The sequence below is a fragment of the Massilia sp. LMS1-1-1.1 genome, from assembly GCF_040815535.1.
Taxonomy (GTDB): Bacteria; Pseudomonadota; Gammaproteobacteria; order Burkholderiales; family Burkholderiaceae_D; genus Janthinobacterium; species Janthinobacterium aestuarii.
This window is the reverse complement of record NZ_JBFPNG010000001.1, coordinates 454,629-466,325: the sequence shown is the minus strand read 5'-3', so window position 1 is coordinate 466,325 and position 11,697 is coordinate 454,629. Positions and strand designations below refer to the sequence as shown.

Sequence of the window (11,697 nt, the reverse complement as noted above, 5' to 3'; positions counted from 1 at the left end):
AGCTTAAAAACTATTCTTCCACATCCGTAGTGCGGCAAATGCTTCCACGGGCGAGGCATCTGCCGTCAGCTTGCCTTCCACCTTCAGGCTGGTCAGGATCGCCGGTTCGCGGTAGCGCAGGAAGGGGTTTGTGGCCTTTTCAAGGGCAATGGTCGACGGCACGGTCGATAATCCTTGCTGGCGCTTTTCCGTGTCGATGGCGATGCGCTCCTGCAAGGCCACATTGCCCGGTTCGACGGCGTTGGCAAAGCGCAAATTGGACAAGGTGTACTCATGCGCGCAAAATACCTCGGTATCGTCGGGCAGGGCGGCCAGCTTGCCCAGTGAATCGGCCATCTGGCCCGGTGTGCCTTCGAACAGGCGGCCGCAGCCGCCCGCAAACAGGGTGTCGCCGGAAAACAGCCATGGTGCGCCGCTACGCTCGTCACGCTGGCGCACATAGGCGATATGCCCCTTGGTATGGCCGGGCACGTCGATGACGGTCATCTGCAGGCCCAGCTCGGGCACGTGGGCGACATCGCCTTCGGCAAGCGGTTCCGTGATGGCTGTGATAGCCTCATTGCGTGGGCCGAAGACGGGTACGGCGAAATGCTGCAACAATTCAGGCACGCCACCCGTGTGGTCGGCGTGGTGATGCGTGAGTAAAATGGCGGACAAGGTCAGCTGATGGGCTTGCAGCGCATCGAGGATGGGCATCGCGTCGCCGGGGTCGACCACGGCGGCGTGGCGGCCGTCGTGGATCAGCCACAGGTAATTGTCGGCAAAGGCGGGCACGGCAAGTACCGATAGAGCGTGTTCAGGGGAGTGTGTCATGAGCAAAAGAGAAAACTGAATGGACAGTGTGGCATCCGAAAAATCCATTATAGCGCTTGACGGCTGGCTGCAGACGCCGGCCGGTCTGTACGTGTGCGCCTGGGAGCAGCAATGCCTCGACAGCCTGACCGTCGATATCTTCGGTTTTAATGCCGTGCAGATCGGCTTGCCCCAGCTCGACGCGCTGGCCGCCAACCGCATGCCGAACAAATGGCTGCTCGATGCGCGCCTGCCTTCGCATTCGCCGCAGGGCAATCGCCTGACCCTGGTGTCGGCCTTCGATGAGTTGCCGTTCGATTCGCAAAGCCTGGACCTGGTGGTCTTGCCGCACGTACTCGAATTTGCCGCCGAGCCGCACCAGGTCTTGCGCGAAGTCGAGCGCGTGCTGATCCCGGAAGGGAGGGTGATCGTCTGCGGCTTCAATCCGGCCAGCCTGTGGGGCATGCGCCAGGGCCTGGGGCGGGTGACGGGACGCCATTACCTGCCGCAGGCGGGCGAGCTGATCTCTATGCCGCGCATGAAAGACTGGTTAAAATTGCTCAATATGGGCGTCAGCCAAAGCTACTTCGGCTGCTACGCACCTGCCTGCAGGACAGAAAAATGGCTACGCCGCAACGCTTTCCTGGACAAGGCGGGCGCGCGCTGGTGGCCATATCTGGGCGCAGTGTATATAGTGCAGGCGATCAAGCGCGTCAAAGGGATGCGTTTGATCGGTCCGGCGTGGACCAAGAAACCGGCGACGGCGCCCGCAGGCGCACCGGTCACGAATAAAAGGCGGGAACACCAAGATGGATAAGGTTGAGATTTACGCCGATGGCGCATGCAAGGGCAACCCCGGCACAGGCGGTTGGGGTGCGCTGATGGTGGCCGATGGCGCCAAGAAAGAAATTTATGGCGGGGAACTGAATACGACGAATAATCGTATGGAATTGAAGGCAGTGATCGAAGCCTTGACGGCGCTCAAACGTCCGTGCCAAGTGGTGCTGTATACCGATAGCCAGTACGTCCAGAAGGGTATCAGCGAATGGATCCACGGCTGGAAGGCGCGCGGCTGGAAAACGGCGGCCAAGGCGCCCGTGAAGAACGTCGACCTGTGGCAAGCGCTGGACATCGCCCAGGCCGTGCACGAAGTGGAATGGCGCTGGGTGCGCGGCCACAACGGCCATCCGGGCAATGAACGGGCCGATCAACTGGCCAACCTTGGTGTGGAAACGGTACGTGCCTGATGTTAAAAATTCCTGCCCCGAAACAGCGGGCAGGGCGTAATCGAAGGGCGCAGGTTTGCTATACTGTGCCCTTCGCTTTTTGCTTTTACGACTGAATCTGCCATGCGTCAAATTGTTCTCGATACTGAAACCACCGGCCTGAACCCGCGCACGGGCGACCGCATCCTGGAGATCGGGGCGGTCGAGCTGAACAACCGCATGTTGACGGGGAATAATTTCCACCACTACATCAATCCCGAGCGCGATTCGGAAGAGGGCGCGTTGGCCGTCCACGGATTGACGACGGAATTCCTCAGCGACAAACCGAAATTCGCGGAAATCGCCGACGAGTTTCGTGCCTATATCGCCGGCGCCGAACTGATCATCCACAACGCCCCGTTCGATATCGGCTTCCTGAACGCGGAATTCAAGCGCCTGAACCTGCCACCCGTGCACGAGCAAGTGGTTGGCGTGATCGACACCCTGGTGCAGGCGAAGGAAATGCACCCGGGCAAGCGCAACTCGCTCGACGCCCTGTGCGACCGCTACGGCGTCTCGAACGCCCACCGCAAGCTGCACGGCGCGCTGCTCGACTCGGAATTGCTGGCCGACGTCTACCTGGCCATGACGCGCGGGCAAAACAGCCTGAGCATGGAAGAAGAAGTGGAAGTGGCCGCCGACGGCGCCGTGCTGGAAATCGTGCCCCTGGCCGAAGTCATCTTCCAGAGCGCCACGGTCGACGAACTCGCCGCCCATGAAGCCACCATCGCCGGCCTCGACAAGGCCGCCAAAGGCCAATGCATCTGGACCGCCGTCACATCGCCGCCGGCGGCAGCCTGAGAAAAAAGCGGGGCATGGTAAATTTCCTTTTGCCAGCCCTTGCAGATGCCGCAACACCTATGCGATAATTCGCCTCGCTTCGGGAGGTTAGCTCAGGGGTAGAGCACTGCATTCACACTGCAGGGGTCGCAAGTTCGAAACTTGCACTTCCCACCAAATTTTTCGTTTCTATTCAATGACTTAAGATTTCTCATCTGGTCTGAATACGAACTTGGGGCAAATCTGGGGCAATGGGTTTTTCGTCCATTGTCCAGCCCCAAACGATACGGCCGCTTCCTGCGGCCGTTTTCATATCCGGCTATATTTAATTGTATTTCGGGAATTCATCCGCCCGCAGCGGGTTCGTCTGCGCGTACATGCGCAGTAGTCGTTCCCTGCGTCCATGGTCCAGTCCTGCGGCGATCCACTTGCCGTAGGTGCGCACGATCATGGTCGTGTCTGCATGGCCCATTTGGGTGGCGACATATAGCGGCAGCGCACCAAGCATGAGCAGGTTGGAGGCGAAAGTATGGCGCGTCTGATAGGGGTTGCGGAAGCGCACGCCGCTGGCCTTGATGATGCGTTTCCAGCAGTTGTAGATGGGCTTGTCTCCCTGCCACGGCTTGCCGCTGCGCGGGTGCAAGAATACCGTTCCGGCGCCAGCGCCCGTCAGCGCGTACTGTGCCTGCAGCGCGGCTAGCGCGCCGCAACGCATGTCGATCGTGCGCAGGCCGGCCAGCGTCTTGGCGCGGTCCTTCATCTCGCCATCGACGAACGCCCCGGCCACGCAGACCTGGTGGTGAGGCTCGTCCACGGCCGCCCATTGCAGTGCGATGTATTCGGATGGACGCATGCCGGTGCAGAAGGCAAACTGCAGCATGGAGCGCTCTTCCTTGCTCTCGCAGGCGTTCAGGATGAGTTCCATCTCGTCGATATTGAATGGGTCGGCCTTGAACTTGCTGACGCGCTGGTCGCGCGGCAGCAGCTTGCCCAGCTTGATGCTGTCGAAGGGATTGGATTCCAGATCGCCCTCGGTCACGCCCAGCTCGATGGCGTTGCGCATGGGGGTCAGGATCAGCTGGATCGTCTTGCTCTTGCCGTTCAGGCCCATGATCCACTTGCGCAGGTCGCGCGTGGTCAATTCGGCGGCCGGCTTGTCCTCCCATTGGGGAAACAGGTGGTTCTTCGCCACCTGCTGATAGCAGTTGTAGGTCGACAATTCCAGGTTGCGCCTGGCGATCTGCAGGTAGTCGCGCAGCAGGTCGCCCACGAGCACCGGTGGACGGGTCTTCGCGGCAGCCGCAGCCTGCGCGTCGGCCTGTGCCTGCTTTTGGCGCCGGGTGGTGAGCGAATCGGGAAAGAATTCCTCGTAGACAAAGGTGCCGCGTTCGATGGCATTGATCACGGCACCTTGCAGGCGCTTGGCAAAGGCGATATTGTTGCGCGTATGTTCCAGCTTCAGTGGTTCGCGGCAGCGTTTCCCCTGGTACTGGAACACGATGCGTATCGTTTCCGAGCGCGCTCCCTTGCGCAGTTCTATGCCCGTACCGCTGTTCTTTGCCCCCATGTCTCCACCCATTTTTCTGCGGCAGCGAGATTGACCCAAAGCATTTCATCGACCACCTTGCATTGTATGCCGTCGCACCACTTTCCGGCACGCCGTCTGGCGTGTACGGCTGCTGCCGTATCACCGGTGAGTTCGGCGTATTTGCTGATTTTTACCCACGTCACGGGATGTTCCATCTGAGCCTCCATGGTTCTGTGTGCCGCGCCAGCGCTGCACGATCATTAATTTGAGTTCTTGAGCCTAGTAACCGATGTCAGCACCGGCGTACGAAATGACATCCGCGCGCGATCCATTGGGCAATCCATGTGTTGATCGGCGTCCCCCTCGGTGAATGTCTGCTGGCCGACAGCAGGATGCATCATGGTGGGAGACCGCGAATGGTTCGAATGGACGATGTATTTCATAATGAGCTGTCTCCATGACCAATAACGGATGATCCTGATCCATGGTGGCTTTGCTGATCGTGGGCATCAAGTTGAAAACTGGCATATTTTGGTGGTATTTCATGGCAATTAAGGGTTGCCGTAGCGACCGACGTCAGTGGCTGTGGCCGATTGGCAGTGATCATGTGGGAAAGCGTTGGCATGCGAATGGCCGATGGGACATTTCCTCCGCTCCGGACCCTTGTGAGGTCTCCATGTTCGTCGAGCGCCTTTCACCGCGTTAATGCAATGCTGCTCGCATCGTAGGGCGGAACAATAGAGATGGGCGGTGCGTTGAACAGCCTTAAGCGTTGGCACCAACATCTCTTCGAAAAGATGCAACGTGCCGGCGCACGAACGCCATTGAATACAGAGCGGCGCATGTGTGGCGATGATGTCCAGTTCGATACTATGGCTGAGTCCGTAAAATTCCCGCTCTTCGTCTGTTAAAACCCCACATGCCAGTACCACCTTGTCGTGAGCATGGCACCATTCGATTAGGCGCCGGACATGCTGCGGGACGAACCTGGATACCTGCTCGATCACTATTGTTGCTATGCCGCTTTGTTGTTGCGATATGTCCAGGGGCGACATGCCGTCGCCCCTAGGCTCCAGCCGATAGGACGGACCAAACGCGGTTTCCATCGCTGCTAAGCACCATGCCGGTGCCGCTGGCGCTTCACTGCGGAGTAACATTGTGAGGCACATGGCTTCCTCCGTGCCGGATGGTTGGTGGGTTGGAATGCCTTCCTATTCGGGATACGGGAAGGAAGGCTTGTAGGGTTCGTCAGGGGCTTATCGGCACTTCGTCGCTGAATGGGATGACCGGAGTGCTTAAAACGTGCCCAGGGCCTGGATTGGGCTCTGAGTGGTCTGGTGGTTGATGCGCTCCGTTGACGCCGGAAGAGCCGGTTGAATCAACGTCCGGAGAGGGTCGAATGCTCGGTGCGGTGGGTTTGCGCTCGGATACGGGCAGGGCATTGATGCGTTTGAGTAGACCGAGGGACAGCGCGCGCGTGGTGGCGGTCACTGCCCGTACGGTTTTCTTGATCTGCGATTTTTCGTTGATCAGTTCGCTTGTCGAGATCGCCTCATCAATGCACAAGGTTTCGAGCATGGGCATGAGCTGGTCGACTTTGCTGATCAATTCCAGTAAGCGCCTGCCGAACATGGAAAACACTTTCGCTTCGATGGCAAGTGGTTCGATGTCATAGGTAGCCAAGTCGGTGATGCCGTGTTGATGGCACAGTTTCTCGAAAGCGACGATACGCTGGTTCGCCAGGGCGATGCGCGCGTCGAGCATGGTGCGCAATTCCTGTTCCACTTTATCGACATCCTCGGCTAGTAATTTCATCCTGGCAAAGACGGAAATAAAATGGAAATTCGCTTGTGATACATAGAAGCAACGCAAGTACAAGCGCTTGCCTTCTGGGCTGGCGAGCGTGATATTGACCTTGCGGCTCGCTGATTCGACGCGTGTCAGATCGGCGGCGGCCTCCTTGGCCAGCAACTTCCTGTTGGTTTCGCCTTGATCACGCGTGACGATCAAATGGGTGGGAGCTGGGTGGTTCATGGTGATGTCCTCAATAATGCCCACGGGGCTACATGACATGGTGTACTCGCCATTCCGGTGATTCAAGAGGAATGCACGGAGCTTTGGAAGCGTATTTGCGAGTACTACGCACGCCAGCTAAGGAATGTCGAAAAGCGTTTTGATAGGTAGGCAACAGCGTGTTCTACATCCGCCGATGTGCCGGTAGCATTTTTCGTCGAACCTAAGTTGACACGCAGGTGAGGGCAGCCTAAAGTCAGTAAATGTACGCAGTAGCTAGCCCTGCATCGTCCGGCAAGCCTTATCAATTGCGCCTAGCGCGCCGCAGTACCGATTGGACAGCCCCCTGTTTCCAGGTGCGACGTCCGTGTTCCTGAATGCCGAGAGTGTTTTGACGCGCCACGCGCACCGCGCAGTCACGTCAAAGCACTTTGCATGCGTTTTCAGGACGGTAGCTGGCATCCCCGCCGAAACGGCATCAGCCGACAGTATCAAGCCAGTCAATTGAAGTTCCGGTGCATCGCAGCAACCGGATGATTTATTTCCCCCTTTGGGACGATGCGTCCCGGGAGGGAGTCGCCTCGTCTCTCTTTCTTGTGCGAGGCAATCATGAGCAGATCTCAGATCAACCATTGTCGCGTCCTTCAGGATAGGACCACACCTTCCCAGCCGGGCGTGTTACGGGCACCTGTGAGCAAGGTATCGGCGTGCGAAAGCCACGACGATGTGATTGAATTTTCGGAAGAGGAGTTGGTGGCATTGCACTGGTGGCTATTACGCAAAGTAAGTTTGCTCAGCGACCCACGCACGCCGCTGGATGAGAAGTTTGAATTGGTTCGTTGGGTGTTCACAGATCCGGTTCGCGATACGCAGCCGTTTTCCTTCGTCAATTGCATGAAGGTGGTGAGTGGTAGCCCATTGTCGCAGCTGCCATTCATCGGCGCCGTTGATGCGCAGGAAGTGCGCGATTGGATTGGTTCCCATTTGTGCTGCTGGTTTATGGGTGCGCTGCACGACTATCCTGCGTGGGTTCGCCAAGCTGTCATGGCAAAGCCGGATTGGATTTCGGAGAACTTATTCAAAAATCCACAATGGATGAATGAGCAGATCAAGCTTCATGAGTCCGATCTTTTTGCTTCGTTGAATTCAACGGAGGACGTGGATTGCTTGAATGGCCATGGCGTTAAGGATGAACGCTTGGCTGGCAAGAAGGGAGAGCGCCATGCGTGATGCCACCATTGCCGCCGCATTTCCTCCCGTTCGCTTTTGTCGGATACGGGACATCGACGATTTGACGTTCAGCGTCAAGGAAAGCGAGATCGTTACTGGACAGCAGGGTCGTGTTTTCTACCTCGGACAAGAACTACGGTCAGTACGGTTGTCCCTGGTGCCGGGCGGCTTTCAGGTCGACCCACAGCGTGGCCGGCCGGAGCGAAGAGGCATATTTCTCACTTTTAACGAACTGCTGTCGGGGCGAGTTGGCCTTGCCATTGAGCATGGGGGGCTGTTTACGCGTCGCGTGTCATACCGGAGCGTAGGCAATTCTCTCGGGGTCTACCTAGGGAGGTCAACATGAATAGTAGCAAGGAAGAATTCAACGCGCATTTTCAGCAGGTCAAAGAGCGCGCGTTCGGACGGTGGACGGAAATCCTGCTGGCGCTGGGCGTGGATGCAAAAGTGCTCAACCAACGTAATCAGCCGTGCCCATTGGGTGATTGCGGCGGCACTGACCGGTTTCAATACACGGACAAGTTTGGCCACGGTAATTATATTTGCCGTGGCTGCGGCGCCGGTGGCGGCTTTAAGTTGCTGATGGGCTGCCTAGGATTGAATGCGGTTGATGCGCTGAGTAGGGTGGATGCCTACCTTGGTACTACTGCGCCTAGGCCGCTGATCGCGCTCGCTCAGGACTCCTGCGCGGAACGCAAAAGCTTGATTCGGAAAATTTTGGCCGAAACGGTGCCAGTGTCGCCGGGAGACGAGGTTGACAGGTATCTACGGAACCGTGGGGTGAGCCTGGAGCGGTATCCAACGACGCTGCGCCTACATCCTGCGTTGGGTTACTACGAGCGCAATTTGGCCACTGGTCAAGCCGTGATGGTTCGACGGTACCCTGCCATGGTGGCCTGCGTGCAGGACAAGAGCGGCCACACGGTGTCGTTACATCGGACATATTTAAGCAATGGCGAGAAGGCCCGCGAATGCGCGGTCAAGAAGCTGCTGTGTGCTGGGATAGGTGGTGCGGCAATTAGACTCGCGCCATCCACAGATGAATTGGCGGTGTGTGAAGGCATCGAGACGGCGCTGGCGGTCATGAAGCGCTCGCATCAGCCGGTGTGGGCGGGGATGAGTGCTGGAAACCTGGAAAAGCTGTGGATCCCGGAAACAGTCAAACGCCTACGAATTTACGCCGACAACGATGCGCATGCATTTTTTGATGGGCAGGCTGCGGCCTATAGCCTTGCGCGACGCTACCTAAAATCCCATGCAGGACGGGCAGGGAAATTTGCCGAGGTGTTTGTGCCGAAGTCGGCGGGCGCCGATTGGGCAGAGGTGCTACTGACGATTTCACACCGTACGTGCCATGCGGCGTGAGGTGCTCAGAGCAAAGCAGTGAATTTGGCGCGGTGGCCGTTTGGTCGCCGCATGTTGGCGCAATAGTGCGCCCACGTGGAACTCAGTGAATTCCGCGTGCTTGACCCTGCGGGGGATGCGCTCCCGCCAGGGCGTTGCATCGCCCGCTTTTTTCATGGAGGTTGTGATGAAAACAGGACGTCCTTTGGAACAACTCGTTGTCGAACTTGAGCGGCAGGCGGCGCTCAAGAAGGACATGATCGTACCGGCGACGAAGCTGGTGAGCGAGACGACAGCGGCAGGGCAGTGCAATCTCGTCATTGACGAACCCTATGGCAAAAAGCGCTACCTGATGAACGATTTTGCCTGCGCGCAGCTGGCAAAGAAACTGGATATCCCGTTGCTGTATTTTAAGCGCATGCGTTCGTTTGATACTGAACTGCTCGATGAAAATATCAATGCGTGGTTCAGAATTTGCGCCAAAGATAGCTATATGGTGCGTACCTTGGCGGGACGGGCCAGAGCCTTTTTGTCGTCGCGCTTCCGTCGGCTTGACAACATCGATCTGGCCCATAGTATTTTGCCGATCTTGCTCAAACTGCCCGGTGCACGTTTTGAGTCGGTAGAGCTGACTGAAACCAAGATGTATTTAAAGGTGGTCAGTGCCGAGGTGACGCATGAAGTTGCACCAGGTGACGTATTGCAGGCCGGCGTGGTGGTCAGCAACTCGGAGATTGGCGTGGGACGGCTGCGGGTCGAGCCGTTGATTTATCGCCTGAAGTGCAGCAATGGGCTGATCGCTTGTGAGCGCTCGATGCGGAAAAATCATGCTGGGCGTTTACTGGAGTGTGGCGATGACGTTGTTCTGCAAGATGACACAGTCGAGGCCGAAGATCGCGCGATCTTTCTGAAAGCGCGGGACATGGTGCAGACTGCGGTGTCGGAGACCACCTTTCAACTGATATCGGAGAAGATGCGCAAGACCATGGGCATCGCATTGACGGGAGATCCGGTGAAGGCAGTGGAGGTATTAGCGAATCGCTTCGTATTAAATGAGCCGGAGCGGGCAGGCGTGTTACGGCATTTGATTGCGGAGCAGCAGCTGAACGGCTATGGACTGCTCAATGCGGTGACAGGTTACTCGCAGGAAGTGGATGACTATGATCGCGCCACTGAATTTGAGGAGTTTGGTGGAAAAATGCTCGAATTCTCGAATAAGGAGTGGAGAGAGGTCGTTGACGCAAAGTAGCGTGGCATGCGACTTAACGCCATGACGACGAAGTTCCCCGGTTGCTTGGCTGCCGGGGAATTTCAGTCAATGAAGCGTGTTGCGCGTCTCACCGTGTCAAAAACGGTTGATGTTAATTGCTGCTTTCACACGCCCTAATATTTTTATGGTCAGCATTGCTTTTGATATTTTTACTAGGGTCGGGTTGTAGCGTTGGTTTTCGCAACGAAGTAATAAGCCTTCCCCCACGACAATTTCGATGTGCCGCACAAGGCGCTTTCCTTGGTAATCCAATACATAGATCCCATTAACCTCAACCTCATTCACTGTTCCGTCAAAAAAGAATGGTGCGCCATCATGGATGAGTGGAACCATGTCATCCCCCTTCATCGTTCCTACTTGATTGGTGCCGGTGAATGACGCTGTGTGCGTGAGCAAGTGACCGATCCAGTCAAAGGCGGGCGTTTCATGACCATAAACCTGTTCCTGAACTCGTGCCGATAGTTGTTGCTTGGGGAACGGGAGACGATTCGATGTCAATCCCAAGATCCAGTTCGCATCCATATCGAATTGAAGGCAGACAATGGCGAGGGATTTCAGATCGGGCAGACCTGGTTTTTCTTCGTCGATCCAGCGCGCCACTGTTTGCAGCGCTCGCCCGGTAATGTCACTAAGGAAGTGCTCGCGTTGAGCTGGATGTACACCCCGTCGATCAAGTTCAGCGATGAGTCGTTCTCGCACACCAGGGACGATATCGATGTCAAGTTCGCGGACGGCATCTCTGGTAAGCGGGATGTTATTGCTTATCGTCACCATTTTTGTCTCCTGGCAGGGGTAAGGTGAGAGACCTTGGTTTATTTGTAGATTATTTGTAGCAGTTGTTACGATCAGGTTTTTATTTGGTTGAGTTTGATTTTAGGATGGGAATCGCATTTCCTCCAGTGAAATTTTGCCAAGGTGCACGTAAATATTTTAATTCAATTAGCAGTTGCTATTGACCTTTGGATTTTTGCGGAGTAGTCTTTTTTTAATGTGCTATTGCCTTTGCGCGCAGTCCTCGTACCCATGACTTCGCCCATCAGTTGAGCGACACGGCAGATGTGCACAGCGGAAACCGGATGAATGACCACGCCCCGCCATTGCGGGGCAAAGCGGGGTGGACCATGGAAGACGCTATTCGATACACGGAAGTGCAGTACCTCAACTTGAATTACTTACTCACTATCCAGGTGGGTCTGAAGCATGACCCCCTGGCCACTTGTTGCACCTATCACCTTGACACTGCATCAGCCGAGACGCTCGCGGCAATGAGTGTTGACTCATTGCAACTATTGGCTGCGAACATGTCGCATGAAAGCCTGTTTAAGCCGATAGCTAATTTTAAAACTCTCCTTGAAACGCCGCCCGTATTGGCCATGACGTTGTGCCGCGTCGGGAATGTTGATCCGGCTCTCGCCCGTGGCGCAGCGCGTCTCGGCCAGGCCGTTGCAGCTCAAGTTCGTATGCCATAGGTGACC

The 11,697-nt window shown here is 56.6% G+C and carries 12 protein-coding genes and 1 tRNA gene; 8 read left to right on the top strand and 5 right to left on the bottom strand.

All coding sequences use genetic code 11. The annotated features are described in order from the left end of the window. Positions 1-3: 3 nt before the first annotated feature. The gene (gene gloB / locus MRBLMS1_RS02210; protein WP_230518602.1) at positions 4-813 is read right to left on the bottom strand and encodes a hydroxyacylglutathione hydrolase; all 810 of its coding nucleotides are present in this window, start codon (positions 811-813) and stop codon (positions 4-6) included. Between the two features lie 19 nt (positions 814-832). Here gloB and MRBLMS1_RS02205 point away from each other — a divergent pair, with 19 nt between their 5' ends. The 4 genes from MRBLMS1_RS02205 to MRBLMS1_RS02190 all read left to right on the top strand — a co-directional run bounded on the left by MRBLMS1_RS02205 (position 833) and on the right by MRBLMS1_RS02190 (position 3,014). Next, a complete protein-coding gene (locus MRBLMS1_RS02205; protein ID WP_485877527.1) occupies positions 833-1,609 on the top strand; it encodes a class I SAM-dependent methyltransferase in 777 nt (258 codons plus the stop codon). Continuing rightward, positions 1,602-2,039, top strand: coding sequence for a ribonuclease HI (gene rnhA, locus MRBLMS1_RS02200; RefSeq protein WP_034755581.1), 438 nt, complete (start codon positions 1,602-1,604; stop codon positions 2,037-2,039). The genes MRBLMS1_RS02205 and rnhA overlap by 8 nt, the downstream gene beginning before the upstream one ends. A gap of 102 nt (positions 2,040-2,141) precedes the next feature. Further along, positions 2,142-2,858 (top strand): DNA polymerase III subunit epsilon, encoded by a 717-nt coding sequence (gene dnaQ / locus MRBLMS1_RS02195; protein WP_485877525.1) that lies wholly within the window; start codon positions 2,142-2,144, stop codon positions 2,856-2,858. A gap of 81 nt (positions 2,859-2,939) precedes the next feature. Beyond that, a tRNA-Val gene (locus tag MRBLMS1_RS02190) sits at positions 2,940-3,014 on the top strand. Positions 3,015-3,162: 148 nt separating this feature from the next. On the opposite strand, the gene MRBLMS1_RS02185 is transcribed toward MRBLMS1_RS02190, so the two are convergent. The 3 genes from MRBLMS1_RS02185 to MRBLMS1_RS02175 all read right to left on the bottom strand — a co-directional run bounded on the left by MRBLMS1_RS02185 (position 3,163) and on the right by MRBLMS1_RS02175 (position 6,399). Then, on the bottom strand, positions 3,163-4,404 hold the full coding sequence (locus tag MRBLMS1_RS02185; protein ID WP_485877523.1) for an Arm DNA-binding domain-containing protein: 1,242 nt from the start codon (positions 4,402-4,404) through the stop codon (positions 3,163-3,165). After that, complete coding sequence (locus tag MRBLMS1_RS02180; protein ID WP_205704585.1) at positions 4,374-4,580, bottom strand: excisionase; 207 nt, start codon at positions 4,578-4,580, stop codon at positions 4,374-4,376. The genes MRBLMS1_RS02185 and MRBLMS1_RS02180 overlap by 31 nt, the downstream gene beginning before the upstream one ends. A gap of 1,033 nt (positions 4,581-5,613) precedes the next feature. After that, the gene (locus MRBLMS1_RS02175) at positions 5,614-6,399 is read right to left on the bottom strand and encodes a hypothetical protein (RefSeq protein ID WP_485877521.1); all 786 of its coding nucleotides are present in this window, start codon (positions 6,397-6,399) and stop codon (positions 5,614-5,616) included. A gap of 588 nt (positions 6,400-6,987) precedes the next feature. Here MRBLMS1_RS02175 and MRBLMS1_RS02170 point away from each other — a divergent pair. The 3 genes from MRBLMS1_RS02170 (at position 6,988) to MRBLMS1_RS02160 (ending at position 10,201) form a co-directional block, all read left to right on the top strand. Further along, a complete protein-coding gene (locus MRBLMS1_RS02170; protein WP_485877520.1) occupies positions 6,988-7,608 on the top strand; it encodes a hypothetical protein in 621 nt (206 codons plus the stop codon). Between the two features lie 342 nt (positions 7,609-7,950). After that, positions 7,951-8,973, top strand: coding sequence for a DUF7146 domain-containing protein (locus MRBLMS1_RS02165; RefSeq protein ID WP_485877518.1), 1,023 nt, complete (start codon positions 7,951-7,953; stop codon positions 8,971-8,973). A gap of 166 nt (positions 8,974-9,139) precedes the next feature. Continuing rightward, positions 9,140-10,201 carry a DUF932 domain-containing protein gene (locus MRBLMS1_RS02160; RefSeq protein ID WP_485877516.1) on the top strand — a complete coding sequence of 354 codons (1,062 nt, stop codon included), beginning with the start codon at positions 9,140-9,142 and terminating at the stop codon, positions 10,199-10,201. Positions 10,202-10,297: 96 nt separating this feature from the next. Here the strand turns inward: MRBLMS1_RS02160 and MRBLMS1_RS02155 are convergent, their stop codons facing one another. Beyond that, on the bottom strand, positions 10,298-10,996 hold the full coding sequence (locus MRBLMS1_RS02155; protein WP_485877515.1) for a S24 family peptidase: 699 nt from the start codon (positions 10,994-10,996) through the stop codon (positions 10,298-10,300). Positions 10,997-11,343: 347 nt separating this feature from the next. Between MRBLMS1_RS02155 and MRBLMS1_RS02150 the strand changes: the two genes are divergently transcribed. Continuing rightward, on the top strand, positions 11,344-11,691 hold the full coding sequence (locus tag MRBLMS1_RS02150) for a hypothetical protein (protein WP_072453981.1): 348 nt from the start codon (positions 11,344-11,346) through the stop codon (positions 11,689-11,691). Positions 11,692-11,697 lie beyond the last annotated feature (6 nt).

Excerpts from the sequence above, each read along its gene's own strand:
- MRBLMS1_RS02170 (WP_485877520.1), top strand. The coding sequence starts at position 6,988 with ATGAGCAGATCTCAGATCAACCATTGTCGCGTCCTTCAGGATAGGACC.
- MRBLMS1_RS02185 (WP_485877523.1), bottom strand. The coding sequence starts at position 4,404 with ATGGGGGCAAAGAACAGCGGTACGGGCATAGAACTGCGCAAGGGAGCG.
- MRBLMS1_RS02155 (WP_485877515.1), bottom strand. The coding sequence starts at position 10,996 with ATGGTGACGATAAGCAATAACATCCCGCTTACCAGAGATGCCGTCCGC.
- MRBLMS1_RS02160 (WP_485877516.1), top strand. The coding sequence starts at position 9,140 with ATGAAAACAGGACGTCCTTTGGAACAACTCGTTGTCGAACTTGAGCGG.
- MRBLMS1_RS02165 (WP_485877518.1), top strand. The coding sequence starts at position 7,951 with ATGAATAGTAGCAAGGAAGAATTCAACGCGCATTTTCAGCAGGTCAAA.
- dnaQ (WP_485877525.1), top strand. The coding sequence starts at position 2,142 with ATGCGTCAAATTGTTCTCGATACTGAAACCACCGGCCTGAACCCGCGC.
- MRBLMS1_RS02175 (WP_485877521.1), bottom strand. The coding sequence starts at position 6,399 with ATGAACCACCCAGCTCCCACCCATTTGATCGTCACGCGTGATCAAGGC.
- MRBLMS1_RS02205 (WP_485877527.1), top strand. The coding sequence starts at position 833 with ATGGACAGTGTGGCATCCGAAAAATCCATTATAGCGCTTGACGGCTGG.
- MRBLMS1_RS02150 (WP_072453981.1), top strand. The coding sequence starts at position 11,344 with ATGGAAGACGCTATTCGATACACGGAAGTGCAGTACCTCAACTTGAAT.
- gloB (WP_230518602.1), bottom strand. The coding sequence starts at position 813 with ATGACACACTCCCCTGAACACGCTCTATCGGTACTTGCCGTGCCCGCC.
- rnhA (WP_034755581.1), top strand. The coding sequence starts at position 1,602 with ATGGATAAGGTTGAGATTTACGCCGATGGCGCATGCAAGGGCAACCCC.
- MRBLMS1_RS02180 (WP_205704585.1), bottom strand. The coding sequence starts at position 4,580 with ATGGAACATCCCGTGACGTGGGTAAAAATCAGCAAATACGCCGAACTC.